The sequence below is a fragment of the Pseudomonas sp. NFPP04 genome (assembly GCF_900113815.1).
Classification (GTDB): Bacteria; Pseudomonadota; Gammaproteobacteria; order Pseudomonadales; family Pseudomonadaceae; genus Aquipseudomonas; species Aquipseudomonas extremorientalis.
The window spans coordinates 147805-173687 of sequence record NZ_FOQS01000009.1 but is presented as its reverse complement, the minus strand read 5'-3'; the positions used below and the strand labels follow the sequence as shown (position 1 = coordinate 173687).

Annotated in this window: 28 protein-coding genes and 2 pseudogenes; 17 read left to right on the top strand and 13 right to left on the bottom strand. The window is 58.2% G+C overall.

What is annotated here, in order from left to right:
- The first annotated feature begins 73 nt into the window (after positions 1-73).
- Complete coding sequence (locus BM017_RS19800) at positions 74-979, top strand: LysR family transcriptional regulator (protein WP_071489046.1); 906 nt, start codon at positions 74-76, stop codon at positions 977-979.
- Here the strand turns inward: BM017_RS19800 and BM017_RS29400 are convergent.
- Positions 976-1346 (bottom strand): annotated as a pseudogene (locus BM017_RS29400) (hypothetical protein). The gene BM017_RS19800 and the pseudogene BM017_RS29400 overlap by 4 nt on opposite strands.
- Before the next feature lie 296 nt (positions 1347-1642).
- On the opposite strand from BM017_RS29400, the gene BM017_RS19790 reads away from it, so the two are divergent.
- A complete protein-coding gene (locus BM017_RS19790) occupies positions 1643-2866 on the top strand; it encodes an anthrax toxin-like adenylyl cyclase domain-containing protein (protein WP_092247511.1) in 1224 nt (407 codons plus the stop codon).
- Between the two features lie 69 nt (positions 2867-2935).
- Here BM017_RS19790 and fabV read toward each other — a convergent pair whose 3' ends face one another.
- Complete coding sequence (gene fabV / locus BM017_RS19785; protein ID WP_092247508.1) at positions 2936-4129, bottom strand: enoyl-ACP reductase FabV; 1194 nt, start codon at positions 4127-4129, stop codon at positions 2936-2938.
- Positions 4130-4440: 311 nt separating this feature from the next.
- On the opposite strand from fabV, the gene BM017_RS19780 reads away from it, so the two are divergent.
- Together BM017_RS19780 and ppnN are read left to right on the top strand one after the other, a co-directional pair.
- Positions 4441-5265: an aspartyl/asparaginyl beta-hydroxylase domain-containing protein gene (locus BM017_RS19780; protein WP_092247505.1), complete on the top strand. Its 825-nt coding sequence runs from the start codon at positions 4441-4443 to the stop codon at positions 5263-5265.
- 150 nt (positions 5266-5415) lie between these two features.
- Positions 5416-6789: a nucleotide 5'-monophosphate nucleosidase PpnN gene (gene ppnN, locus BM017_RS19775; RefSeq protein ID WP_025856956.1), complete on the top strand. Its 1374-nt coding sequence runs from the start codon at positions 5416-5418 to the stop codon at positions 6787-6789.
- A 1-nt stretch (position 6790) separates the two neighbouring features.
- On the opposite strand, the gene BM017_RS19770 is transcribed toward ppnN, so the two are convergent.
- Positions 6791-7183 carry a RidA family protein gene (locus BM017_RS19770; RefSeq protein ID WP_092247502.1) on the bottom strand — a complete coding sequence of 131 codons (393 nt, stop codon included), beginning with the start codon at positions 7181-7183 and terminating at the stop codon, positions 6791-6793.
- 145 nt (positions 7184-7328) lie between these two features.
- Between BM017_RS19770 and BM017_RS19765 the strand changes: the two genes are divergently transcribed.
- From BM017_RS19765 to BM017_RS19755, 3 genes are all read left to right on the top strand, one after another.
- Positions 7329-7586: an AbrB/MazE/SpoVT family DNA-binding domain-containing protein gene (locus BM017_RS19765; RefSeq protein ID WP_092247499.1), complete on the top strand. Its 258-nt coding sequence runs from the start codon at positions 7329-7331 to the stop codon at positions 7584-7586.
- Positions 7583-7978, top strand: coding sequence for a PIN domain-containing protein (locus BM017_RS19760; RefSeq protein ID WP_092247496.1), 396 nt, complete (start codon positions 7583-7585; stop codon positions 7976-7978). The genes BM017_RS19765 and BM017_RS19760 overlap by 4 nt, the downstream gene beginning before the upstream one ends.
- 101 nt (positions 7979-8079) lie before the next feature.
- Entirely contained in the window at positions 8080-8424 is a 345-nt protein-coding gene (locus BM017_RS19755) for a hypothetical protein (protein ID WP_071489039.1), read from the top strand.
- 25 nt (positions 8425-8449) lie between these two features.
- On the opposite strand, the gene BM017_RS19750 is transcribed toward BM017_RS19755, so the two are convergent.
- Together BM017_RS19750 and BM017_RS19745 are read right to left on the bottom strand one after the other, a co-directional pair.
- Positions 8450-8779 (bottom strand): YXWGXW repeat-containing protein, encoded by a 330-nt coding sequence (locus tag BM017_RS19750; RefSeq protein ID WP_071489038.1) that lies wholly within the window; start codon positions 8777-8779, stop codon positions 8450-8452.
- Positions 8780-8956: 177 nt separating this feature from the next.
- The gene (locus tag BM017_RS19745) at positions 8957-9853 is read right to left on the bottom strand and encodes a LysR family transcriptional regulator (RefSeq protein WP_092247438.1); all 897 of its coding nucleotides are present in this window, start codon (positions 9851-9853) and stop codon (positions 8957-8959) included.
- 99 nt (positions 9854-9952) lie between these two features.
- Here BM017_RS19745 and BM017_RS19740 point away from each other — a divergent pair, with 99 nt between their 5' ends.
- Positions 9953-10624, top strand: a complete 672-nt coding sequence (locus BM017_RS19740) for an NADPH-dependent F420 reductase (RefSeq protein WP_028619443.1) — start codon at positions 9953-9955, stop codon at positions 10622-10624.
- Between the two features lie 65 nt (positions 10625-10689).
- Here the strand turns inward: BM017_RS19740 and mqo are convergent, their stop codons facing one another.
- Positions 10690-12336, bottom strand: a complete 1647-nt coding sequence (mqo, locus tag BM017_RS19735) for a malate dehydrogenase (quinone) (RefSeq protein ID WP_071496702.1) — start codon at positions 12334-12336, stop codon at positions 10690-10692.
- A 483-nt stretch (positions 12337-12819) separates the two neighbouring features.
- Between mqo and BM017_RS19730 the strand changes: the two genes are divergently transcribed.
- Positions 12820-14007 (top strand): MFS transporter, encoded by a 1188-nt coding sequence (locus BM017_RS19730; protein ID WP_092247435.1) that lies wholly within the window; start codon positions 12820-12822, stop codon positions 14005-14007.
- 99 nt (positions 14008-14106) lie between these two features.
- Here the strand turns inward: BM017_RS19730 and BM017_RS19725 are convergent, their stop codons facing one another.
- Both BM017_RS19725 and BM017_RS19720 read right to left on the bottom strand, forming a co-directional pair.
- Complete coding sequence (locus BM017_RS19725) at positions 14107-14328, bottom strand: hypothetical protein (protein ID WP_092247432.1); 222 nt, start codon at positions 14326-14328, stop codon at positions 14107-14109.
- Positions 14329-14474: 146 nt separating this feature from the next.
- Positions 14475-14840, bottom strand: a complete 366-nt coding sequence (locus BM017_RS19720) for a DUF6124 family protein (protein ID WP_092247429.1) — start codon at positions 14838-14840, stop codon at positions 14475-14477.
- A 622-nt stretch (positions 14841-15462) separates the two neighbouring features.
- Here BM017_RS19720 and BM017_RS19715 point away from each other — a divergent pair.
- The 5 genes and pseudogenes from BM017_RS19715 to tal all read left to right on the top strand — a co-directional run bounded on the left by BM017_RS19715 (position 15463) and on the right by tal (position 19939).
- Entirely contained in the window at positions 15463-16980 is a 1518-nt protein-coding gene (locus BM017_RS19715) for a caspase family protein (RefSeq protein ID WP_092247426.1), read from the top strand.
- 198 nt (positions 16981-17178) lie between these two features.
- Positions 17179-17421 carry a CopG family ribbon-helix-helix protein gene (locus tag BM017_RS19710; protein WP_092247423.1) on the top strand — a complete coding sequence of 81 codons (243 nt, stop codon included), beginning with the start codon at positions 17179-17181 and terminating at the stop codon, positions 17419-17421.
- Positions 17411-17691: pseudogene (locus BM017_RS19705) on the top strand (type II toxin-antitoxin system RelE/ParE family toxin). Before BM017_RS19710 ends, BM017_RS19705 begins: the two are co-directional and overlap by 11 nt.
- Before the next feature lie 84 nt (positions 17692-17775).
- Complete coding sequence (gene dusA, locus BM017_RS19700; protein ID WP_092247420.1) at positions 17776-18762, top strand: tRNA dihydrouridine(20/20a) synthase DusA; 987 nt, start codon at positions 17776-17778, stop codon at positions 18760-18762.
- A 250-nt stretch (positions 18763-19012) separates the two neighbouring features.
- Complete coding sequence (gene tal / locus BM017_RS19695) at positions 19013-19939, top strand: transaldolase (RefSeq protein WP_058424539.1); 927 nt, start codon at positions 19013-19015, stop codon at positions 19937-19939.
- Positions 19940-20076: 137 nt separating this feature from the next.
- Here the strand turns inward: tal and rssC are convergent, their stop codons facing one another.
- The gene (gene rssC, locus BM017_RS19690) at positions 20077-20559 is read right to left on the bottom strand and encodes an anti-sigma factor antagonist RssC (RefSeq protein WP_003218919.1); all 483 of its coding nucleotides are present in this window, start codon (positions 20557-20559) and stop codon (positions 20077-20079) included.
- Positions 20559-21740 (bottom strand): two-component system response regulator RssB, encoded by a 1182-nt coding sequence (gene rssB, locus BM017_RS19685; protein ID WP_027604216.1) that lies wholly within the window; start codon positions 21738-21740, stop codon positions 20559-20561. The genes rssC and rssB overlap by 1 nt, the downstream gene beginning before the upstream one ends.
- 277 nt (positions 21741-22017) lie before the next feature.
- Here rssB and BM017_RS19675 point away from each other — a divergent pair, with 277 nt between their 5' ends.
- Positions 22018-22314, top strand: coding sequence for a PilZ domain-containing protein (locus BM017_RS19675; protein ID WP_092247417.1), 297 nt, complete (start codon positions 22018-22020; stop codon positions 22312-22314).
- A 60-nt stretch (positions 22315-22374) separates the two neighbouring features.
- Here BM017_RS19675 and BM017_RS19670 read toward each other — a convergent pair whose 3' ends face one another.
- Entirely contained in the window at positions 22375-23064 is a 690-nt protein-coding gene (locus tag BM017_RS19670) for an MlaA family lipoprotein (protein WP_092247414.1), read from the bottom strand.
- Positions 23065-23259: 195 nt separating this feature from the next.
- Between BM017_RS19670 and BM017_RS19665 the strand changes: the two genes are divergently transcribed.
- The gene (locus tag BM017_RS19665; protein WP_092247411.1) at positions 23260-23868 is read left to right on the top strand and encodes an HAD superfamily inactivated hydrolase PcrP; all 609 of its coding nucleotides are present in this window, start codon (positions 23260-23262) and stop codon (positions 23866-23868) included.
- A 110-nt stretch (positions 23869-23978) separates the two neighbouring features.
- Positions 23979-24245 carry a DUF4404 family protein gene (locus BM017_RS19660; protein WP_071489024.1) on the top strand — a complete coding sequence of 89 codons (267 nt, stop codon included), beginning with the start codon at positions 23979-23981 and terminating at the stop codon, positions 24243-24245.
- 117 nt (positions 24246-24362) lie between these two features.
- On the opposite strand, the gene queF is transcribed toward BM017_RS19660, so the two are convergent.
- Positions 24363-25193 (bottom strand): NADPH-dependent 7-cyano-7-deazaguanine reductase QueF, encoded by an 831-nt coding sequence (gene queF / locus BM017_RS19655; RefSeq protein WP_092247408.1) that lies wholly within the window; start codon positions 25191-25193, stop codon positions 24363-24365.
- A gap of 69 nt (positions 25194-25262) precedes the next feature.
- Positions 25263-25775, bottom strand: a complete 513-nt coding sequence (locus tag BM017_RS19650) for a copper-resistant cuproprotein CopI (RefSeq protein ID WP_092247405.1) — start codon at positions 25773-25775, stop codon at positions 25263-25265.
- Between the last annotated feature and the right edge of the window lie 108 nt (positions 25776-25883).

Sequence of the window (25883 nt, the reverse complement as noted above, 5' to 3'; positions counted from 1 at the left end):
GCTTCAGTATCGTTAGCCACCTGAGCTGGATAAACTGCACATTCCTGCAATAACTTTAAACCAGGGCTTGATAATGGATCTGTTCCAGGCAATGTCGGTGTACGTGAAGGTGGTCGAGACTGGCAGCATGACCGCCGCAGCCCAAGCCTGCGGGATGTCGACCACCATGGTCGGCAACCACTTGCGCGCGCTGGAACAACGCCTTGGCGTCAGCCTGCTCAAGCGCACCACGCGCAAACAGAGCCTCACGGAATTCGGTGGCCAGTATTACCAGCGCTGCCTGGAAGTATTGGGGCTGGTGGCCGACTCCGAGCAACTGGCCGAACAAGCCCATAGCGATGTCCCCAAGGGCACCCTGCGCATCACCGCGCCCCCCGTATTCGGCACCGAACGCCTTACACCGGCCTTGAGCGAATTTTCCCGGCGCTACCCGCTGATCAACCTGTACGTGGTGTTGAGCAATGAGCGGATGGACTTGGTCGACAGCGGCTTCGACGTGGCGATACGTCTTGGCGAACTGGAAACATCGAGCCTGATCGCACGGCCCATGCAGGACTACACCCTCACCCTCTGCGCGTCACCTGCTTACCTGGCGCGACGCGGCACGCCTTCGACACCCGAGGACCTCAGGCAGCATGACTGCCTGGCGTTCGCCTACCCGGCAAATGACAATTGGCGCGACACCGAAAAACTCTGGCGCATGACCGACGATAGCGGCGAGGTGGAAGTGCCGGTGTCCGGCTCATTGACCATCAACAGCTCGCAAGGGTTGCGCCAGGCAGCCGTCAACGGCATGGGCATCATCATGCTGGCCGATGCCCTGGTACAACCGGACCTGGAGAGCGGCAAACTGGTGGCGTTGTTGACCACCTATCGACTGCCCAGTCGCCCCATGCATCTGCTCTACGGCCAGGACCGTTATCGCCTGCCCAAGCTGCGCGCCTTCGTGGATTTCGCCATGGAAAAGTGGGCGCGCTAGAAGCCCACGCCCAACTCACGCAACTGCGCCGCCGTGCGCGCGGCAGACACATGGTGAGTCCGCTGCCAGCCCAGAGCGAGGGCCGCTTCGATATTGCCTGCAACGTTATCGATAAACACCACTTCAGAGGGCTGGATATCCGGCAACTGGACCCGTACCTGGCTGAGGCGGGCGTGGTAGATCAGGCTGCGGGTGCCTTCGGCCAGGGAGCGACCGGCGTCCTGCTCGGTGTTCCAGGCCTGGGTGCAGATGTGGTCGAGAAACCATTGTCGCTCGTGATCATCGGCAATCCGCTTGCGGTACAGGTGCTGCGGGCTCCAATCAAACAGGACACCGCCGAATCAAAGACCACTGCACGAATTGTCATACGCACCTCCCAATTAATGTGCTGCATCTGTCTCACACCGGTGACCTGCGTCGGCAAGTAAGCAGGCGTAGGACCGCTCCGATAATTTTCCGGCTCACGCACAACAGATATCGCTGCAACTCCCATGCATTCAGGCCTGAACCTTCCGTTGCAGATCGGCTTCATACAGCCTGTAGTACTTCTTTCCCCCCCCCGCGCACAAAATGTCTCTAGTGTCGCTCTGTGTAATCGAGGGAATGCGCTGTTCCGAAAGGAATCATCCAACATGCCGATATAACATGACTTGGAGCAACTCAATGAGCGACATCATCTCCCCTGTCATTTCACCTTCCGCGCTAAGCCTGCACACACTGCTGGGCGCTCAAGCCACTCAGTCGAGCGGCACCGTCCAAGCGGCGAACAGCTCGGTCATCGACGCATTTGAACGCGTCAAGGAGCAGACGGGAATAGTACCGAGCCACCTTGTTCCCCTGCAGAACATCGCAGCGGCCACCAATTCCATCATTGGCGTACGCCCTGTAGAAACCGTGGCTACCGGGTTGATAGCGGCCGGTCATCCCACCAAGGACTTTCATATCAAAGGAAAAAGTGCCAACTGGGGACCGCAAGCTGGCCTGATCTGTACAAACCAGGCGTTCAGCAAGCTTGAAAAATTCAAGGAGGACGCCCCAGCAAAAGTGACCACCGCCAATGAGCAAATCCAGGCATGCATTCGCGACGGGCACGCCGTTGCGGTCCCCTTGGAAATCTCGGGCGAGCGTATCGGCGAACTGATAAAACTCGGGCACATTACCCAGTTGGCAACAAGGCCCCACGAAGAAGCACTGCGTTTCAGTGCCCAAGGGCCCAGTCAACAGCAGTATGCATTTGAAGGTAGACGCACATCTGCGTCAGAAGACAGCTACCTCATCACCCATAAGGGAGTACCGGTTGAAGTTCTGGCGAAACACGTCGGTGGCAAGGCGTTGACCGCCGATTATGACCTGCACATGGTGGCGCCTCACATCAGCGATTTTGGCCCCCAGGATACAATCCCGGTGCCCGATGTAGCGCACAGTGTTTTCACACAACGGATCGACAGCTACAGGCATCGACACCCAGTCGATGGCTGTTTTCAGTTGCCCGAAGCGCTGCGTGCAGACTATGAAAGCGCCGCCCGTTTCTATCAAAAGGAAGACCCCGACTTGGGTAACGCCACGCCACGGATAAAGCAGATGATAGCGTTGATCAATCATCAATTGGTCGGTAACGGAGAGCGGGTGGTACACCACAATGCGGACTCCGGCAGCCCGGCGACGGACGTCGAGGCCAACTACCCGGCAACTTTCTTTCTGCCAGTCAGACTGGGACGGTTCGATGAAATCTGCATGATCAACGACAGCCGAGACATGGCGGAGCTGGTCAAAACAGCCAAGGACAGCGGCTATCACGCTCCGGTGAATCCGCTTTGGGAAAAAGAAATAGTGAGCATCAGGCGTTCTGACTTCGTCAAAGCCCAAAGGCGGTTCAACCAAGGCTGAACACGCCGGGGCGCCAACAAAACAGCAGCCTCATAATAGGGTTATGGAGACTGCTGTCGGCCCAGATCGTTACGCCGAGATCAGACCGTTAATCTTCACGGTAGGATTCACGTCAGCCTCGTAGTCCACGCCGTCGATTTCAAAGCCGAACAAACGCAGAAACTCAGCCTTATAGCCGGCGAAATCGCTGATCTCGTTGACGTTTTCGTCGGTGACCTGGTTCCACAGGGCCGCCACGGCGTCCTGGACTTTCGGTTCCAGTTCGGCCAGGTCGGCACGCAGGCGGCCGTCGGCGTCGAGCTTCGGCTCCTTGCCGTACAGGCTGTCCTTGAACAGGCCATAAACCTGCTCGATGCAACCTTCGTGGGTGCCCTGTTCTTTCATCACTTTGAACAGCAGCGACAGGTACAGCGGCATGATCGGGATAGCGGAGCTGGCCTGGGTGACCACGGCCTTAAGCACCGACACGCGGGCGTCGCCCTTGAGCGCGGCGAGGTTGTCGCGCAGGGTCAGGACTTTCTTGTCGAGGTCTTTCTTGGCTTCGCCGATGGAGCCGTTCCAGTAGATGTCCTGGGTCAGCTTCTCGCCAAGGTAGGTGAACGCAGTGGTCTTGGCGCCTTCGGCCAGGACGTCGGCGTCACGCAGGGCGTCGATCCACAGCTGCCAGTCTTCGCCACCCATGACTTTGACGGTGCCGTCGATTTCTTCCCGGGTCGCTGGCTCCAGGGTGGTGTCGACCACAACGCCTTTGTCGGTGTTGATGCCACGCAGGGTCACGGCCTTGCCGATCGGCTTGAGGGTGGAGTTGTGCACCACGCCTTGCGGGTCGGTACGGCGAGGCGCGGCCAGGCTGTAGACGACCAGGTCGATTTTGCCGAGGTCTTTCTTGATGGTTTCGATGGTCAGGCGCTTGATCTCGTCGGAAAACGCGTCGCCGTTGATGCTCTTGGCGTACAGGCCTTTTTCGACGGCAAACTTCTCGAACGCGGCGCTGTTGTACCAGCCGGCGGAGCTCAGCTTGCCTTCTTCGCCTTCTTTCTCAAAAAACACGCCCAGGGTGTCGGCGCCACAACCAAACGCGGCACTGATGCGCGCGGCCAGGCCGTAGCCGGTGGAAGCACCGAGGACCAGCACCTTTTTCGGGCCGCCTTCGATGACGCCGTGTTGGGTCACGTAGTCGATCTGTTCCTTGACGTTCGCTTCACAGCCAACAGGGTGAGCGGTCACACAGATGAAGCCACGAACCCGCGGTTTGATGATCATAAAATTTCTGCCTCTTCCAAGGTGCCGAAGGCCAGTGGTGGCCATTCAACTTCAATCGTACCGGTCTATGACGTCCAAAAAACCGAAGCGTCACGATAGTCGCAAATCTTCTGTTTACAAAATCCACTCCACACAGCGCTGCCGGGGTTAAAAACTGTGTAAAGCCTTCACAATTTCGCAATATTTAAAACGCCTGGCGGCCGGAGAAAGCCCTATCATAAGGACATTGTTTCATAATGTTTCATGCCTCCGCATCTCGCGATGCCCAGAGGACTGGAACTCGTGCACCTTCCCCGCTGGAGTTGAGCTTCATGAGTGCGAGTGTCAACCGCAAGAAAATAGTCTCGACCGCCTGGATCTTCGGCGTGCTGCTGGTTATTTATTGCTTCCCGGTCACCACCCTGGTGTTCCTGGGCCTGGTGCTGGTGTGTGGTGTCTACGACTTTTTGCGCAATGGGCTGTACGACCGCACGACGATCAAGAAGTACTTTATCGGCAGTGGCCGCAACACCTGGCTGCTGGCCCCGTTCAACACCCTGTTCGACCTGTTGAGTTCGCCTAACCGCCACGTCTACAAGATGGCCGACCTGCCACCCGCCTGGCGTGAAGACCTGCAACAGGTGATCAACGATGCCATGGCCCACAAGGACGAAATCATCGGCTACCTGGATGAGCGCATGGCCGAAAAGAAACGCGGCATGCTGTTCTTCCAGTGGTATGGCCAGCCCATCGAGACCGCCCTGGACATTCCGAGACTGCGCGAAAAACTGCCGTTCGTGAAGACCATCGGCGTGTCAGTGTTCAACGAAAACCGCTCGACCTCCTTCCACTTCGGCCCGCTGCGCATGATGTTCCGCGTGCTCTACAACATGGCGCCGGCACCGCATCACGAGGGCGTCTACATCCAGGTGGGCCAGCACAAACACTACTGGCATGACGACCCGCTGTTTATTTTCGATGACACGCTGATGCACGCGTCTTTCAACAAAAACGATGCCAAGCGTTACTGCCTGTTTATCGATATCGTGCGGCCGACCCCGGTGCCCCGGGTGCTCAACGCCGTGATCGCTGGGTTTGCCGGGATGGCCTTTACCCTGCGTCGGGTTTTCTACAAAAACTGGAAGCTGATTCAGTGAGTTCTGCGGCATGATGGTGCTGGACGGTATTTGCGCTGGGCCTTGCGCCTGAGGTAAATAACCGTCTCGTGCGACCGAATTCGGCGCCCATCATTCTCAAGCCATCGCGGCCCCTTGCGGGTGCGGTGGCTGCGCTTTCAAGGAATCAGAATGCCCCAACGTCAAGTCATCAATGCCTCCGTCAGCCCCAAGGGCAGCCTCGAAACCCTGTCTCAACGTGAAGTCCAGCAACTGAGCGAAGCCGGTACCGGCAGCATCTACACCCTGTTCCGCCAATGCGCCCTGGCGATCCTCAACACCGGCGCGCACATCGACAATGCCAAGACCATCCTCGACGCCTACAAAGATTTTGAAGTGCGCATCCACCAACAGGACCGCGGCGTGCGCCTTGAACTGCTGAACGCTCCGGCAGACGCCTTCGTCGATGGCGAAATGATCGCCAGCACCCGCGAGATGCTGTTCAGCGCCCTGCGCGATATCGTCTACACCGAGAACGAGTTGGACAGCCAGCGCATCGACCTGAGCAACTCCCAGGGCATCACCGACTATGTGTTCCACCTGCTGCGCAACGCCCGTACGCTGCGCCCGGGTGTCGAACCGAAGATCGTGGTGTGCTGGGGCGGGCACTCGATCAATACCGAAGAATACAAATACACCAAGAAAGTCGGCCATGAACTGGGGCTGCGCAGCCTTGACGTGTGCACCGGTTGCGGCCCTGGCGTGATGAAAGGTCCGATGAAAGGCGCGACCATTTCCCACGCCAAGCAGCGGATTACCGGCGGGCGCTACTTGGGCCTGACCGAACCGGGCATCATCGCTGCCGAAGCGCCGAACCCGATCGTCAATGAGCTGGTGATCCTGCCGGACATCGAAAAACGCCTGGAAGCCTTCGTGCGTGTAGGCCATGGCATCATCATCTTCCCTGGCGGCGCCGGCACGGCCGAAGAGTTCCTGTACCTGCTGGGCATCCTGATGCACCCGGACAACCGCGACCTGCCGTTCCCGGTCATCCTCACCGGGCCGAAACACGCCGCGCCGTACCTGCAGCAGTTGCACGCATTCGTCGGCGCCACCCTGGGCGAAGCGGCGCAGGCACACTACCAGATCATCATCGACGACCCCGCCGAAGTGGCGCGCCAGATGACCGCTGGCCTCAAGGCGGTGAAGCAGTTCCGTCGCGAGCGCAACGACGCCTTCCACTTCAACTGGCTGCTGAAGATCGACGAAGGCTTCCAGCGCCCGTTCGACCCCACCCACGAAAACATGGCCAGCCTGCAATTGAGCCACGCCCTGCCGCCCCACGAACTCGCCGCCAACCTGCGCCGCGCGTTCTCGGGGATCGTGGCGGGTAACGTGAAGGACAAGGGCATCCGCCTGATCGAGCAGAACGGCCCGTATGAGATCCACGGCGACCCGGCCATCATGAAACCGCTGGATGAGTTGCTACAGGCCTTCGTCGCCCAGCACCGCATGAAGTTGCCGGGCGGCGCGGCGTATGTGCCCTGCTACCGCGTGGTGCAATAAGCTAGCGCTGTACCGCCACACATTTGATTTCCACCAGCAGGCCGGGGTGCGCCAGTTCGGACACCCCGATTGTGGTCCAGGCGCAATGCCCACGTGGAAACAGGCGGTTTTTCACTTCACGGAAAACCGCCATGTGCTGGCTCATATCGACGTGATAAGTGGTCATGTCCACCACATCGTCGAAGGTGCAACTGCCCTCTTCCAGCACCTGCCGCAGATTCTCCCAGGCCGCGACGAATTGCGCCTCGGGGTCCTCGATCACCGCCAATGCAGCCGTACGCCCGACCTGACCGGCGCAGTACAACGTCTTGCCCACCTTGACCGCGGGCACGTAGCCGGCGCGCTCGACGATTGAGTGCATGGAGGGAGGGATGATGAGCTGGCGGTCGGTCATGGCTTGTATCTCTTTAAGCCCGGCAGGCGGGCACAGTTGGAACTAGTGTTTTACCTGTTCCGACTAACCCACACCAGATGAGCACCCTATGGACCAACGGATATTGTCCTCTGTCATTCCTTACCCTAAGGTAAGGAATATCACGATGGAGATCTTCAACATGGCTATCGCTACACTCACCTCAAAAGGTCAAATCACCATTCCTGTCCGGGTCAGGACTGCCCTCGGCCTGGAAACAGGGGATCGGGTTGAATTCGTAGAAATGGAAGATGGGCAGTTTTCCATCATTGCCGCGAGCAAAACGGTGCATGACCTCAAAGGGTTGATCCGCAGCTCCGCCAGGGCCGTCTCCATCGAAGAGATGAACCAGGCCATCGCAGCGCAGGGGGCAAAAGCCGGATGATCGGGCTGGATACCAATGTGCTGGTGCGCTACATCACCCAGGATGATCCCGTTCAATCCGCCAAGGCATCCGATCTGATCGAATCATTGACCACGGCCTCGCCGGGCTTTATCAGCCTGGTTTCCATTGTGGAGTTGGTGTGGGTACTGCAAAGCTGCTACCAGTCGGCCAAAAGTGATGTGGTGATGGTACTGGAGACCCTGCTGCGCACCCGCGAATTGACCGTAGAACATGCCGAGATCATCTGGCAGGCGCTGCGCAAGTTTGTGGCGAACAAGGCTGACTTTGCAGACTGCCTGATCGAGCGCTGCGCCCATGCCGCTGGTTGCGAGTACACGGCAACCTTCGACCTCAATGCGATCAAGACCACAGGCATGAAGCGACTGGCCTGAACCGCAGCGTTGCGGCAGCGGGCGGGCTTTGATACAAACCGTTTTTTACCTTGATCGAGAGAAAGACCGACGTGCGCACGTTTCTACTCGCAGCCCTGGCTATGGCTCCCACTCTCGCCCTGGCCGATGCCATCACCTGGCCCGATCTGCCAAAAACCTGCTTCGTCAGCGGCCGCTCCGCCACCAGTGCGGATGTCGACAGCGGTTGCGCCGCCTTCCTGATCAATGTGAAAGGCCAGGCGGCGGGGACGCCGATCAAGCTGGATATTCCCCAATACGCGATGCATATCGACGAAACCACCGGCAAGGAAACCCCGGTGATCCTCATCCAGGCGGAGGAGAACGGCGAGGTCAAGGCCGTGGGCTACCGGGAACTGGGCACCGACCAACTCGGTGCCGCATTGTTGCGAGAGGTTCGGCTGCTGGGTACCCACAAGCCGATCTAACGCTACTGGCCCATGATATCTGGGCTCAGCGAACCCAGCCACCACCCTGCCAGTGATACCCGTCATTACGCTGCACCCAATGCGGATGCACGTAGCGATAGCCTTCGCGTACCGGCTCCCAGTGACCATGTACAGCCACATATCGCCCGCCGTCCCAGCGCCAATAACCACGCGACCATATATAGCCGTAGCGTACGGGTGGCTCGACTTCGATCACCTGCACCGGCGGCGGTTGCGGCGCGATGACTTCCACATACTCATGTTGCACCGGCCTGCGCTCATGCACGACGCGCTCTTGAACACACCCGGATGCCGCGACGACCATGGCCGCCAATGCCCCATAACGTAGCCACATAGAAAAACCCTCGGACGCTGACGCCCAGTACCTGCACCGCTAGAAAATGCCCCCTTGTTGCAGCCTCGCTCCTGCTTGGCTCTGGAGTATTTTTAACAGGTGGCGTCTGTCAGGTTGCTGAACCTGAGGGCGTTGCGTTCATGAGGTAGACGAAAGGCCCGTCGGGTACATGAATGCTCAAACCGGACCGAAACGCGCCAGCACTGCCTCGACAAATCGCCGCAACTTGGCGGTGCGCTGCCGATTTGCGGTGTAGACCAGATGCATTGGCCGGCTCGGGGCCTCGAAGTCCGGCAGCACCTGTACCAACTCACCGCGGGCCATTGCCGTATGCAAAAAATCCTGGGGGCCGAGAACCATGCCGAAACCGTCCAGCGCCGCCGACATCAATGCCCGGCTTTCGTTGATCTGCAGACGACTGGTCACCTGTACGCTGTACAGCGTCGAGCCTTGATGAAATATCCACGCGCGGTCCGCCGGGCGTGACCAGAAGGCATAGCCCAGGCATTCGTGACGTTCCAGGTCTGCCGGCACCTGCGGCGTACCCCGCGCAGCCAGGTACGCAGGCGAAGCACCGACCACCAGGCGATAAGGCGCCAGTGGCCGGGCTGTCAGGCCGGTGGTCGCCAATGGACCGATGCGGAAGGCTGCTTCATAGCCCTCTTCCACCAGGTCGACGAAGCGATCCGTCAGGTGCAGGTCGATTTCCACGTCCGGGTTATCGCGCAGGAATGCAGTAATCAGTGGCATCAGGCTGTAGGAACCGAAGGTCACAGGCGCGGTGATCTTCAGCTTGCCACGCGGCGTGTCATTCATGATTTGCGCCAGCGAGTCCGCAGCTTCGGCCTCCGTAAGGATATGTTTGCAACGTTCGTAGTACGCGCTCCCCAACTCTGTGAGGCTTTGCCTGCGCGTGGTGCGATTGAGTAACCGCGCACCGAGGCGCTGCTCCAACGCGGCAACGTGTTTGGCCACCATTTGCGCCGACATGTGCAAACGCTCGGCGGCGCGGGCGTAGGAGCCCAATTCGGCGGCGATCACAAAGGCATTCATGCTCGATAGACGGTCCATCATTCCCTACTCCCAGTAACAACACCCACGCCATAGTGCTTATTTATCGCCATTTGGTTGCCAATCATCATAGCGGCTTCCCCCTTTATCAGGAGCAAGACCATGAAGATTGGCGTGATTGGAGCCGGTTTTATCGGGCGCGCCGTGGCACAGCGGGCACTGGCGGCCGGGCATGAAGTGATGTTGAGCAACTCTCGCGGCCCGCAGACCATGAGCAGCGTGGTAAGTGGCATACGCGGCGTCAAAGTGGGCAGCGCAGAAGATGCCGCACAGTTTGGTGACGTGGTGCTGGTGGCGATTCCGTTTGAACACTACCGAAAAGTCCCGGCGCAGTGGCTGGCAGGCAAGACCTTGCTCGACGCCAACAACTACTACCCGGAGCGCGACGGTCATTTCCCCGCGCTGGATCGATTTGAAACCACCACCAGCCGACTGCTCGCCGAACACTTCACCCACTCAAAGGTGATCAAAGTGTTCAACGCGATTTTCGCCGCGGACATTACCGATCATGCTCGCCCCCACGGCGCACCTGACCGTCGCGCATTGCCGGTGGCCGGCGACGATGCTGTCGCCAAAGCGCAGGTGATCACCCTGCTCGACGAGCTGGGCTTTGACGCCGTCGATGCCGGCAGCCTGGATGAAAGCTGGCGGTTCGAGCGGGCCAAGCCCGCGTACTGCGTGCCGCTGGACCAGCCCGGGCTGAAGGCGGCCCTGGCCGCGGCCGAGCGTACGGTCGAACTGCCGCCGGTCGACCGCGAGCACACCCGCGCTTAAACACCGCCCCACAAAAAAGCCCGCTGACCGTTACCGGTTCAGCGGGCTTTGTGCATCAGCCTGGCTTACAGCGCCAGATCAGACGCCGGCTTGCTCGGCTCAGCCGCGGGCTTGGCAGCCTCGGTGGCCTTGGGTGCAGCCATTTGCGGAATCACAGGCGGCGTAGGCAGTTGCAGGACTTCGGCGGTGTAGGCCCATTCCTTGGCAACCGCTTCCGGACTGTCGTTCAGCTTGGTACCGTAGCTCGGTACGATCTGGTGCAGCTTGGCCTGCCACTCAGGGGTCGCGACCTTGTCCTTGAACACTTTCTGCAGCACGGTCAGCATGATCGGGGCCGCAGTGGACGCGCCTGGCGATGCACCCAACAGGCCCGCGATGGTGTTGTCGGCGGAGCTGACCACTTCAGTGCCGAGTTTCAGGACGCCGCCCTGCTCCTCGTCACGCTTGATGATCTGCACGCGCTGACCGGCTTGCCACAGGCGCCAGTCGGATTGCTTGGCGTTCGGGAAGTACTCTTGCAGCGCCTTGAAGCGGTCGTCGTCCGACAGCATCAGTTGGCCGGCGAGGTACTCGACCAGTGGGTATTCACGAATACCGACTTTGGTCATTGGCCAGATGTTGTGGGTGGTGGTGCTGGTCAGCAGGTCCAGGTACGAGCCTTCTTTCAGGAACTTGGTCGAGAAGGTCGCGAATGGGCCAAACAGGATCACGCGCTTGCCATCCAGCACGCGGGTGTCCAGGTGCGGAACCGACATCGGTGGCGCGCCAACCGAAGCCTTGCCGTAGGCCTTGGCCAGGTGTTGCTCGGCAACGGTTGGGTTATCGGTCACCAGGAACGAACCACCTACCGGGAAGCCAGCGTATTCCTTGGCTTCAGGAATGCCCGACTTCTGCAGCAGGTGCAGTGCACCGCCACCGGCGCCGATGAACACGAACTTGGCGTCGGTTTCGGTCTTGGTGCCGTCTTTCAGGTTTTTGTAGCTCACACGCCACGAACCGTCGGCGTTCTTGGTGATGTCCTGCACTTCGCTCGACAGTTTCAGGTCGAACTTAGGCGTGGTCTGCAGGTGAGCGACGAACTGGCGGGTGATCTCACCGAAGTTCATGTCGGTCCCCAGCGGGCTCCAGGTGGCCGCGATTTTCTGGTTCGGGTCACGCCCTTCCATCATCAGCGGAACCCACTTGGCGATCTGCGCCGGGTCTTCGGAGTACTGCATGCCAGCGAACAGCGGGCTGGCCTTCAGGGCTTCGTAGCGTTTTTTCAGGAACTTGATGTTGTCATCGCCCCACACAAAGCTCATGTGCGGTGTGGTGTTGATGAACGAACGCGGGTCCTTCAGCACGCCTTGGCGGACCTGCCAGGACCAGAACTGACGGGAAATCTGGAACGCTTCGTTGATCTCGACCGCTTTCGGGATCTCAACGTTGCCGTTCTTGTCTTCCGGGGTGTAGTTCAGCTCAGCCAGGGCCGAGTGACCGGTACCGGCATTGTTCCAGCCGTTGGAGCTTTCTTCGGCCACGCCATCGAGGCGCTCGACCATCTCCATCGACCAGCCCGGCTCCAGCTCGTTGAGCCAGACACCCAGGGTCGCACTCATGATGCCGCCGCCAATCAGCAGCACATCGACTTTCTTTGCCTCTTCCGCCTGAGCGGAGCTGATCCCCAGCGACAAAGCCAGCCCCAGCAGGGCAGTGTTTACTTTTTTAAACATCAGTAGCACCTATGATAAAACGCCATCCGCCCTACCGCCCCTGATCATGGGCAACCCTCCATCACGATGCGCCAGGCAACGCACCGCGGGGTTTGCACATTCACGAGAGGGCCGCAGGGTGGGCACACAAGGCCGACGTATCGACCTCACTGTTTATGTCCCTTCTGCGCTGACTTTTTATCATTATTGGCTTCAGCTACCTGGGCGACAGCCAACCGCCGGGACGTATACGGATGTACGTACCCAGGAGAGACTAGACCAGGACGGCGCGCAGAATATCACGGCAAACGGCGTTTATGCGCCGTTTGGCCAATTGACAGCTCTAAATCGCGGCTTTTAACCCGTCGATGTCAAGCGTGGCAGGCGCGACCAGGGGTCACAGGCCTGGAACTCTGACGCAAACGGCTGTTCTAGACACCTTTGCCGCCGCTTGCGTAGCATCAGCGGCTCTCCTTCGTGCGCTCCATCCAACCAGAGTTACCCATGACTATCCAGCAAACACCCGGGCATGTGCTGCCCGCGCGCAGCGCCGCCAAAATGGAAGCGGCCATGGCCGTGGGCGCCTTCGCGATCGGCACCGGCGAATTCGCCATCATGGGCTTGATGCCCGACATCGCCCACAATCTGAATTTGAGTGAACCGCAAGTCGGCCACGCCATCAGCGCCTACGCCCTGGGCGTAATGGTCGGCGCCCCACTGCTGGCCATCCTCGGCGCCAAGTTGCTGCGCAAACATATGCTGCTGTTACTGATGGGCCTGTATGCGCTGGGCAACCTGGCCACCGCCTTCACCTCGACCTTCGGCTCGCTGGTGGCCTTCCGCTTTATCAGCGGCCTGCCCCACGGCGCCTACTTCGGCATCGCCGCCGTGGTCGCCTCGAGCATGGTGCCCAACGACAAACGCGCCGGCGCCGTTGCCCGCGTGATGATGGGCCTGACCCTGGCCATGCTGCTCGGCAACCCCATCGCCACCTTCCTCGGCCAACACCTGGGCTGGCGCTCGGCGTTTGCACTGGTCAGCGTGATTGCCCTGTGCACCCTCTTACTGGTCTGGCAATTCGTGCCCCATCGTCACGACGAACAACGCAGCGACCCGCGCAAGGAACTGCGCGCCTTCACCAAGCCGCAGGTGTGGATGGCGTTGTCGATTGGCGCGATCGGGTTTGCCGGGATGTTCTGCGTGTTCAGCTATTTGGCGCCGACCATGTTGGAAGTGACCAAAGTCTCGCCGCAGTGGATTCCCTTCGGCCTCGCCGCGTTTGGCGTCGGCGGCATCATCGGCAACATCGCCGGCGGCAAGCTGTTCGACCGCCTGCAATTTCGCGCCGTGGGTTGGATCATGGTGTGGTCGATGGCCGTGCTGATCTTCTTCACCTTCGCCGCCAGTTCGCTATGGAGCGTGCTGCTGGGCATTGGCCTGGTCGGCACCATGATCGCCATGGCAGCTCCCCTGCAAATCCGCTTGATGGACATCGCCCACGAAGCCCCGAGCCTGGCGGCGGCGTCGAACCACGCGGCGTTCAACCTGGCGAATGCGCTGGGACCGTGGTTGGGCGGGATGGCGATTACAGCCGGGTATGGCTGGACCAGCACCGGCTACATCGGCGCCGCTACAGCGTTGATCGGCCTGGGCATCTACCTCATCGCCCGCCGCATGAAGGGCGGCCACTGACGCCACACTTCCCGATCCAATGAAGATCCAACTGTGGGAGGGGGCTTGCCCCCGATGGCAGTGGGTCAGTCAACACACTCACGACTACCCACCACCCCATCAATCATCATGCAACAACCCCGCCCCATACTCCCCATAACTACTCCCCAACCCACCGCCGCCAAAATTCATCTTGGCGGCTTTGCTGGGCGTATGGTCCCCAAACGCCTGGCACCCGCCTGAAAAACAAGGGTCGCTGCTCACGCCGGAAGAACCCGACGAACAGGCACTCAACAGCAATGTGCCAGCAACCATCACGACTTTGACGAGGTTCGAAATCATGTTTTCAGTTCCCTGTGGACGGGAGGCGTGGGGGGCCTCTCTTGGAGAGGATCGTAGACCGCAAAGGCGCAGGGAATGATGAAACTTTGCTGGGTGACAGGATGGGTTCAGGTTGCCGCCCTGGGGTAAGGCGGCGGGGTTGGGTTTCAGGCGGTGGCTGGGCTGGCGGCAGGCGCGACTTGCTCTTGGGCGCGGGCGACGAGTAGCGCGCTTAGGTCGATGAGTTGTTGAATGCCGAGGACGATAGCGCGGTGCGGGTCTTCGAGGTCGAAGGCCAGGGTGGCGGCCATTTGGTTGGCGGACGCGAGGTTTTCGGCGGCGTTGGCTAGGAGGGTTTCGGTGTCGATGTTGGGGCTGACGGAGAATAGGTTACTGCTTAGCTTTTCGTTGGTGGTAGCAGCCTCAGGTTGAGGCAAGTAGTGATGGATAGCGCGTTGGGCGGCAGCTTGAAACCGGGCATCGGCAGGTGCAGCGTTTGAAGCGTCAGGCGGATTAGGTGTGACCTTGTACATGGCGAAGCTCCTTTAGCGTTTCAGGAACTGCCTATCTCACTTCCACATGAGGGTGGCAGCTGTACGCAGGTGTGGAAGACCAGGGCTAAAGGACCCGGCGCACCGAAGTGCCCCGCGCACAGCCGCCATAAGCAATCATACAGACGTAAAAAAACGCCGGTAGGTGTTTATGGGCAATTGAGCGCCTTCAGCTTGGTCGGACTTCCACATCCGGCCGCTGGATTGGCAGCGGCTGGGGGAGGTTAGCTAGGGGAGGTCTGAGGGGCAAGCTGAGAAAAGCGTGGGAAATTTCTCGAAAAATATAGGACCTTGAGCTAGTTTCATGACTCATCAGTTGCACTATGATCGAATAGAAAAGCTCAACACCAACCTCCATTTGAGAGATGGCACCCAGTAACGGTTATCTCTGTTAAGCCCACGTTACGCACTACGACAATCTGTTTGGCGACTGCCGCCTCCCCTATTCGCCGCACAAATTGATATGCTCACGACTTCCTTCGAATGGAGTCGACACCCTGCTCACCCACAGCCACTCCTCGACCGCTCTTGCAAGATAGGCAAAAAAACCACTTGCAAACGATGCAGCCAGGCAACCAATTAAAATCAAACAAGTAATATCAAAATGAAAATAGCCATTATTATCGGCGTTGAAAAATATGAATCAAAGAGCTTTGACAACTTATCCGCCTGCAAAAAAGACGCAGCAGCCATTAAGGCTGTCATCGAAAATGTTAAGAACCTTGAGGAGATACTTTTTCTAGGCGAAAATGAATCAGCCTCTGAGATAAAGAGAAAAATTTCCGACCTCGTTGAGAAATACAAAGGAGAGACCTTACAGGAGCTATTCTTTTATTTTTCAGGACATGGAGAACGGTTTGAGGATGACTTTTTTTATGTTTTATCCGACTTCGACCCTAGACGCAAAGAGACCACTGGACTTAGAAACTCAGAACTGGATGACTGGATTAAAACACTATCCCCAAAACTCTGCATAAAGATAATTGACGCCTGCTTCAGTGGCACACAGTACATAAAAAGTGAATTTAACGCAGAAGAGGAACTTACAAAGTCAGCAAAGAAATACGGACTGAACGATGTGTATTTTTGGTTTTCTTCAAGAGACAGCGAATCATCCTACGCCGGCACTGAGTTTAGTTACTTCACAGAAAGTATTTTGACTGCAATATCTGATCTGGAAGGCGACGTACGTTATAGAGAGATTATGGCTGCTGTTGCGGATGATTTTGCAGACAAAGGTGGCCCAAAACCGATATTTGCAACTCAGTCTGACAACATAGAAAAATTTGGAACGATCACCAAGCAAACCCATAACATAATAAACAAGCTATTTGGCTTTCCAGACGAGCAGGGCAATACAGAAGCGGCGGCGAAAACTCCATCACCAGCACCAAAAGAAGAGTCCATTTATACGCAGATTCAGAAAATCTCCACGTCTACGTGCTACAGCGAGCAAACTCTGATTTCGTTCATTAATGACTTCAAAAAGGAAGTTGAAAACTGGCCTAACGACGTCAAAAAAATATATAAAGTCTCTCTAGACTCCGACCTACTCCCTAACGAAATTCCAAACATATCCAAAATTGGCGAATGGCTCAGCCAAAAAACCGAAGATAACTATTTTGCAACAGTTACACACGGAACCAAGAACTATAAAGTCGAAGAGTACAAGGCACTACCAAAGAAACCGCCTACTAAAAAAGATCCTTTCTCACTAATGGGCGCAACACTAAACACGTTATCTCGACTGCATGCACAAGAAGAAACCGAATACAAATTAGAATCCATAACCAAGACCAAGCAATACGTAAATGGCTTCAACTATACACACTCAACACAAAATAGAATATTGAGACTCAACTTCAACCCAAACCTAGAAATCGCTCCACCAATATCCATCTATACAATCTCAATTTACTCCAACAGATCACTTTCCATTCACTTCTCCTACGAGATACTACAGAGAAAAAACTGGGATGAATATTCACACCCCACGTGCGAAAGATGGCGAACCATAAAGGTTAACGTAAATGGAAAAAAACCTGCCGAGGCAGCAGCAACCCACATAAAGAAGGAAATTATCCAGTGGCTAGAAACCGAATTAAAAAAGAGAGCTGAATAAGCTTCTTTTACTCATCGCTGGTTGAGAAATGGCAACTCTCACTGCGGGGTGCCATTTCCTCAAACAGACGCATACTTAAATATTGATCCTGAGGAGAAGAAACGATTCACTTCCAGACATCCCTCGCGACGGCCCGCTGATTCAACCCAGCGCTCCACGGTGTAAGATGCCCACTACGCGTTCACCATCGAGGCCGTTATGACTGGAGTCTCACTAACCCTGCCGGAAGACCTGTCCAACTCACTCGCCAACCTAGCCAAAACCAACGGCCAGACTGCGGCCTACCTGGCGATGGACGTTCTTCGCAACTACATCGAGCATGAAAAAACGCTGACCGCTCAGATCGAGTTGGCAGTGAAAGAAGCCGACCAAGGCAAATTCGCCACCGACGATCAAGTGGCGGCCATGCGCGCTAGGCGCTGGAGTCGGAATGCGGGTTGAGTGGCTTGAAAAAGCGCTAAAAAATCTAGAAGACGAAACTATATCGCTCTCGAAAATCCAACGGCTGCTGACGACTTCTCCGATGCCATTTTCGCCAGCATCGACAAACTGGCTCAATTTCCCTCCATGGGTCGTGAAGGCCGGGTCAAAAACACCCGTGAATGGGCAGTCCCCAATTGGTCATATCTGATTCCGTATCGGATACGCAGTGATCGCCTGCAAATCCTCGGTGTATTCCATACACGGCAGCGTCCACGTTCGAAATGGTAGTGGACGCAAATCTCGGCTCCCCGACACCCAACATCCATCCCTGATAAACTGCGCGCCATTCACCCCGCTGACTCAGACGCCCCAATGCCCCTACAAATCGCCCCACTCTCCCGCCGCTTCTCCGTCGCCCCGATGATGGACTGGACCGACCGCCACTGCCGGTTCTTCCTGCGCCTGCTCTCCAAGCACGCGCTGCTCTACACCGAGATGGTCACCACTGGTGCGATCCTCCACGGCGACCACGACCGCTTCCTGCGTCACAACGAAGCCGAGCACCCGCTGGCCCTTCAGTTGGGCGGTAGTGTTCCGGCTGATCTGGCGGCTTGCGCGCGTATGGCCGAGGCCGCTGGCTACGACGAGGTGAACCTGAACGTCGGTTGCCCCAGCGACCGGGTGCAAAACAACATGATCGGCGCGATCCTGATGGCTCATCCTGCCCTGGTTGCCGATTGTGTGAAGGCGATGCGTGACGCGGTGTCGATTCCGGTGACGGTGAAGCACCGCATCGGCATCAATGGCCGGGACAGCTACGCCGAGCTGTGTGATTTCGTCGGGACGGTGAAGGACGCGGGCTGCACCAGTTTTACCGTGCATGCGCGGATTGCGATTCTGGAAGGGCTGTCGCCGAAGGAGAACCGTGACATTCCGCCGTTGCGTTATGACGTGGCGGCGCAGTTGAAGCGGGATTTCCCTGAGCTGGAGTTTATTCTCAACGGCGGGATCAAGACGCTGGAGCAGTGCCACACGCATTTGCAGGTGTTTGATGGGGTGATGTTGGGGCGGGAGGCTTATCACAATCCGTATTTGCTGGCGGAGGTGGATCAGCAGTTGTTTGGCAGTGAGGCGCCGGTGATCAGTCGGGCTGAGGCGCTGGTTCAGTTGCGGCCGTATATTGCGCAGCATTTGGCGAGCGGTGGTTCGATGCACCATATCACTCGGCATATTCTGGGGTTGGGTACCGGTTTTCCGGGGGCGCGCAAGTTCAGGCAGTTGTTGTCGGTGGATATTCACAAGGCGAGTGATCCGCTGGCGTTGCTGGATCAGGCTGGGGCTTTGCTGGAAGGGCGGTAAGTCCGTTCAAGTCTGGGGGACTGGTCTGCCGCTATCGGGGGCAAGCCCCTTCCACCTTTGAATTGTGGTGATCATGCGGGAATTGGGTTGAACCTGTCGGCAGTTTTGGCCTCCTATTTAGCACCAAGACAAGGCATTCAAACGGCCGTTTTCAGGTTGTTGCCCTCGCAAACGATCGAACGCATTTGCGCCCTTGAGCGCCTGCCGGTGCTCGGGTAATGTCATCAGACCCACAGGACAGAGCACGCCCATGACTTCCAAGCTGGAACAACTCAAGCAATTCACCACTGTCGTAGCCGATACCGGCGATTTCTCCACCCTCGCCAAGCTCAAGCCGCAAGACGCCACCACCAACCCTTCCCTGCTGCTCAAGGCCGCTTCGATCCCAGGCTACGCCAAGTTGCTGGATGAGTGCGTGCAGGACTGCAACGGCGATGTGGGCCTGGCCAGCGACCGGTTTGCGGTGGCGGTGGGTCAAGAAATTCTCAAAGTGGTGCCAGGCCGTATTTCCACTGAAGTGGACGCCCGACTGTCGTTCGACGAAGACGCGATTCTCAAGCGTGCGCATCGCCTGATCGACCTGTATGACAAAGCCGGCGTTGGCCGTGACCGCGTGCTGATCAAGATCGCCTCCACCTGGGAAGGCATCCGCGCGGCGGAGAAGCTGGAAAAAGAAGGCATCCAGACCAACCTGACGCTGCTGTTCTCCTTCGCCCAGGCCGTGGCCTGTGCCGAAGCCGGTGTGTTCCTGATCTCGCCGTTCGTGGGCCGTATCTATGATTGGTACAAGAAGGCCAACGGCAACGACTACACCGGTGCCGAAGACCCGGGCGTGCAGTCGGTGACGCGCATTTACAACTACTACAAGGCCAATGGCTACAAAACCGTGGTGATGGGCGCGAGCTTCCGTAATCTGAGCCAGATCGAGGAGTTGGCCGGTTGTGATCGCCTGACCATCAGCCCGGACCTGCTGGAGAAACTGGCGGCGGATGAGGGCAAGCTGGAGCGTAAGCTGTCGCCGGGGCATGCCGGTGAAGCGCGCGTGCATCTGACTGAAGCGCAGTTCCGTTGGGAGTCCAACGAGGATGCGATGGCGACTGAGAAGCTGGCGGAAGGGATTCGTCAGTTTGCTCGGGACCAGGAGAAGCTGGAGGCGTTGCTGACTGCCAAGTTGTAAGGCAGGCAGCGGCAAAAAGGGCGGTTCCCTCGCGGGTACCGCCCTTTTTTGTGCTCAGCCGATCTGAAGCCTGTCTTACTTCAATGTGGGAGGGGGCTTGCCGCCTCCCACATTTGGAATGCATTCAACCCAGGAGGTCAGTGGCGCTCAAGGGCGTTGACGAGGTCGTGGAAGGCTTCGCGGTTGGAATCATTCAAGCCCATCAGGATCTTGTGCGCTTCCAGCACCTTGACCCGCACCACTTCCTCGGACTGGTCCTGGGACGGCAGGTCGGTGAGGCATTCCGGGCATGGGATCGGGCGGTCAACGATGTTGAACACCTGGTCGAAGCCCATGGACTGCAACAGGCGGGTGATGTCTTCGTGGGTGGTGACGACGGTCGGCAACAGGCCGACCTTCTGCCGAGACAGAATGGACAACTTGGCCAACAGGCCCAAGGTGGTGCTATCGATGCTGCGGGTTTCGGTCAGATCGATCACGATCGCCGAGAAGTTCAGCGCTGTGAAGATCCGCTCAATCGTCGCATCCAGCGCCGAACACAAGGTCAGGCGCACTTCACCGACAAACTTCAGGACGAAGGTCCCGTCTTGCTCGGCGAATTGGATTCTTCCGGTACTCATCAAAGATTCCTGCTCAACACCAATAGGGCGATATCATCCGGCATCTCCCCCAGCGTGGCCAATCCAAAAACCTGCCGCAGGCCATCCAGGCTGCCGCCCGCCGACTTGACCTTTTGGGGCAAGGCGGCTTCTTTCTCTTTGAGTGTAGGCTCTGGAAGCAGGTCCAGGATGCCATCAGACATCAGCGTCAGGCTGAACGTCGGCGGCAGCTCCAGGATGTGGTCTTCGTAGGTCGCTTCATTGAACAAGCCTACGGGCAGGCCACGCCCTTCCAGGTAACGCACACTGTCAGGAGTGTATAAAACAGGCATCGGCAGGTGACCGCCGATGCTGTAGGTCAAAAGACCGGTTTCTTCATCGATCACGCCGCCGACCATCGTCACGTGCTTGCCCAGCTTGCAACTGATCAGGCCTCGGTTGATGTGACCCAGCACCTCGGAGGGGGTGAACTCCGGCAAGGTGCCGTTGCGCTTGGATTCGAACAGCAACCGTGTGGTCATGAACTTCAGCAACACGGTGACAAAAGCCGAGGAAGCACCGTGGCCGGACACATCGGCCAGGTAGAACGCGACACGCCGCTCGTCGACGCGAAAGTAGTCGACAAAATCACCCGACAGGTACAGCGACGGGATGATCTGGTGGGCGAACTGGAATTCGTCGATGGTCCACGGGCTGACCGGCAGCATGTTCATCTGCACCTGGCGCCCGGCATTCTGGTCTTCCTGGAGCAGGTTGAGGCTGGCTTCGAGTTCGCGGTTGGCGGTTTCGAGCTTTTCGCGGTAGCGCTGGTTTTCAACCAACAGGCGCGCCCGGTCCAGCGCACGGCGCACTGAGTGCTCCAGCACTGCCAGGTCTTCCAGGGGCTTGATCAGGTAATCGGCAGCGCCCAGGCGTAACGCTTCGACGGCATCGTTCATCACGCCGGCACCGGACACGACAATCACTGGCGTCTGCGGGGCGAGCTCGGTCACCTGGCGAATCAGCTCGAGGCCGCCCATCTGGGGCATACGCAAGTCGCAGATCACGAGGTCGGGCTGGTCGCGCTCGAACACCTGGAGACCCTGTTGGCCATTGCTGGCCTGCAGGACGCTGAAGCCACTGTCTTCCAAATAGGCCGCGAGGCTCGCGCGCACTACTTCGTCGTCATCGATTATCAGCAGCGTGGCACTGGTTTTTTGCATGTGGGCAAACGGCGCCAGAATTAGGTTGGCGTAGGTGGCGCGACAAATGGCCGGGCTCACGTACTGGATTCGCTTTCTAGCCTCTCTGTCCTACAAAGCATTGGGATTTTTCCCATGCACAATGGTAAAGCAGAGGTGCCCTTCTAAGGCGCAGACGGTACTCCCATCCGTCAGGGGTTTCAAGCTCATGCCGATGGTCGCCGAGCGTCTTTACACCGCAAATCACCGGGAGTTATAAGAACAGGCACGACCACAACACAAAGAAAGGATGGAACCCATGAGCGAACACGAGCGCGACTACGCCGAAAAACGCGATTTCATCCGCATGCGTGTGGATGCCGATGTGTCTCTGATCCACGCAGGGCAAGAGATTGCCGGGGTTTGCGTGGACCTTTCCAGCTCCGGCATGCAGGTGCAGGCGCCGCGCCAGTTCAACACCGGCGACCTGTTGACCGTGCGCATCGACTCGGAGCACGCCGCGCTGAAGGGCCTGGAGGCGGACACCGAGGTGGTGTGGACCAAAACCACCGGCGAAGACCAGCACCTGGGCCTCAGGATCCTGAAAATGCGCTGAAAACCGCGCACAAAAAAGGCGACCGCCGGGGTCGCCTTTTTCATGTCAAAACATAACGGCTTAGAAGTCGTCGACGACCTTGCCGTCCTTGACCTTGAACTCGCGGTTCTGCAGGTACGCGTTACGGATAAAGGTGTATTTGTCACCGGTGATCAGCTTCTCGCTGTCAAGCAGGCTGGCACGGGTATCGACGATGTTCAGGCCGAAGGTGCTGTTGCGCCAGCCGATATCGTTCATGTAGCGATACGGCTGGGTGTAGCTGTCCACGTACTTGGACGGCGCGTCACGCAAGGTGCTTGGGCCCAGCAGCGGCAGCATTACGTAAGGGCCGCTGCCGACACCCCAGTAGCCGAGGGTCTGGCCGAAGTCTTCATCACTGCGTTGCAGCCCCATTTTGGTGCCTACATCGATGAAGCCCAACACGCCGAAGGTGGTGTTTACCAGCAAACGGGCCGTATCTACACCAGCTTTATGGGGCTTGAGCTGCAGCACGTTATTGGCCAGGTTGCCGACATCGCCGATGTTGCGGAAAAAGTTGTGAACGCCATCCTGGACGAATTGCGGGGTCACGAACTGGTAACCCTGGGCCAATGGCTTCAGTGCGTAGGTATCAACGGTGTCGTTGAAGGTGAAGATCGGGCGGTTGACGCTTTCCCATGGATCGTCTTCCGAAGCTGCCTGTGCGGCGAACGGCGCCAGAAAGATAGTGGCACACACCGACAGCTGAGCGAAATAGTGGCTCCAGCGCATAGCTTTTGCTCCTTGAATGGTCTGTCATGGGCGCTATGCCCTGAATAAGGCGGTCAGTATATGCCGGAAGTTGCCAATTAGGCAGCTGCTAGGAAACGTCTGATTCAAAATGCACAAAATTCCTACAATCAACCCGACTGTCATCGGCCTGTCATGGTGCCTGGATAGCGTTAGCGCTATTTCAGGGATGTCGACATGCCTCACGCCGAGATAGCCATCGCCAGCGCCCCCGCCTTGACCGCCGTTCTGTTTGGCCTGAGTGGCTGTCTGGTGGACTTCGGTTCCCAGGCCCGTACCGACTCCCAGGCCCCCGACTCCCAAGCCACACCGGGTGCGCTGAAAATCTTGCGCAGCCTCAAGGAACAAGGCGTGCCCTGCGCCTGGCTGGATGAACTCCCCCCCGCCGTCACCACGCCGTTGGCCGCCACGCTACCCAACTGGGTCAAGGCGGCATCGCCCTCCTCCATTCGCTGGCCGGCACCCCATGCCTGCTGGCAAGCCTTGATGGAGCTGAACATCGAACGCCTGGAAGGCTGCGTACTGGTCAGCGGCGAACCGCGCCTGCTGCAATCGGGCCTTAACGCCGGGTTGTGGACCATCGGCCTGGCCTCCTGCGGCTCGCTGTGCGGCATGGCACCCGAGCAATGGCAGGCCCTGAGCGAGCCGGAACGCGAGCTCAAGCGCGGCAAGGCCACCCTCGCGCTGTACGGGCTGGGCGTACACTCGGTGATCGATCACCTGGGCGAGCTCGGCACCTGCCTGGCGGACATCAGCCTGCGCCAGCTCAAAGGCGAGAAGCCCTGACACGGATCATGCACAGTCGACGCCAGTGGATTAATCTACAGGCTAGCCCGTAGACCTTTCTCGGCGTGCCGCGGTCTATGCCAGTGCCTATCGATAAAAGGAAACACATCATGCCTGATCGCAAAAAACTGGAAGACCAGGTCGAAATCCTGCGCGGGCAGTTGGAACAGCAACCGCCGCTGTCGGAAGAAAAACGTGAAGCACTGGAGGCCTTGATTGCCAAGTTCGAGTTGCAACTTGAGCTGGAACCGGCCACCCAGACACCCAGTATTTCCGACGATGTGAATAAAGCGGCCATAGAGTTCGATGCTGAACACCCGGCCATTTCCGGGGCACTGCGCAATATCATGAACACGCTGGGCAGCATGGGAATCTAATCTGCCCGACATGTGGGAGGGGGCTTGCCCCCGATAGCAGAGGTTCAGACACAGGTTCTGTGACTGACACTCCGCCATCGGGGGCAAGCCCCCTCCCACATTTATCTTGCAATAAGCCTACTGACGGGCCAGGCGCACGTTGTGGAACGCCACATCCTCAGTACTGCGATACGGGTTGATATCCAACCCACCCCGCCGCACATAGCGCGCATACACCGTCAATCTTTCCGGCTTCAGCAAGCGCTGCAGGTCCAGGAAGATGCGCTCTACGCACTGTTCATGGAAGTCCGAGTGCTGGCGAAAGCTCACGATGTATTCCAGCAGGCTGGCGTGTTCCAACGCGTGACCACGGTACTCCACCACAACGCTGCCCCAGTCGGGTTGACTGGTGACCGGGCAGTTGGATTTGAGCAGGTGACTGTGCACGCTTTCTTCGACGATGCGCGAGTCATCGCAACGCAGCAGCTCCGGGCGCGGGTGCTCGTAGTTGCTGACGCTGATATCCAAATCATCGATGCAAACACCCGGCAGCGCCATCACGCCTTCGGCCTCGATCTCGGCCAGGCTGCGGATGCGCACGCTCACCGGTTTACCGGCTGCGGCACTGAGGTCTGTGCGCAGGGTGGCTTCCAGGCTGGCCGTATCGGCAAACGCGGTCTGGTTCAGCGAGTTGAGGTACAGCTTGAACGACTTGGACTCGATGATGTTCGGCGAGTCGGCCGGGATGCTGAATTCGCCGATGGCCACCACCGGCTTGCCCGACGGCAGCAACCAGGACAGTTCGAAGCAGTTCCAGAAATCCACGCCCTTGTACGGCAGGGTCTCGGCGCTCAGGCCCAGTTCGGCCCATTTGGCGGCGCGTGGAATCGGGAACAGCAACGACGGGGTGTAGGTGGAGATGTATTCACTGGACTTGCCCAGCGGCGAATGTTCGGCTGCGGGATGCATGGCGGAAACCTGGCTAAATAAACCGCGCCAGTCTACCAGCCTTTGCCCCCGTGCCTAAGCGCCAGCGGATCAATCGATGTTGAGTTTGCCGACCATGCCCGCCTGGTAATGCCCCGGCAGGTTGCAGGCAAACTCAAGGCCCGTGGCCTTGGTGAACGTCCAGGTCAGCTCGGCGGTTTTGCCAGGCTCGACCAGTACGCTATTGGGATCGTCGTGCTTCATCGCACCATGGCCCATGGCGCCGTGGTCCATGTTGCCCATGCCGGTGGACGTGAGCATACCGCTGGCCTGCATCTGTAACATTTCCTTCTGGTGCTCGGCATGCATCGCCGCGTCACCCAGGTTGAATTCGTGGAGCAACTGCCCTTTGTTGACCAATACAAAGCGCACCGTCTCACCGGCTTTTACATCCAGGGACTTGGGCGAAAAGGAAATATCCTGCAGGGTCACTTCCACGGTACGCGTGGCCTTACTCGCCGGTGCAGCTTCACCGAACGCATAGGTATGGGCGCCATCGGCCATCGCCTCAACACTCAACGCCAACAGGCAACCCGCCAACAACAAGGGTGTACGCAACGCCATCTGTTTTCTCCAAAATGTGTGACCAGGCAGGGGAACACTCTAAGAATGCGCCGCTGCCAGCCAGCTGACTGCTAGATTACAACTTTGTCAGGTTGCCCTCCTGCCCTG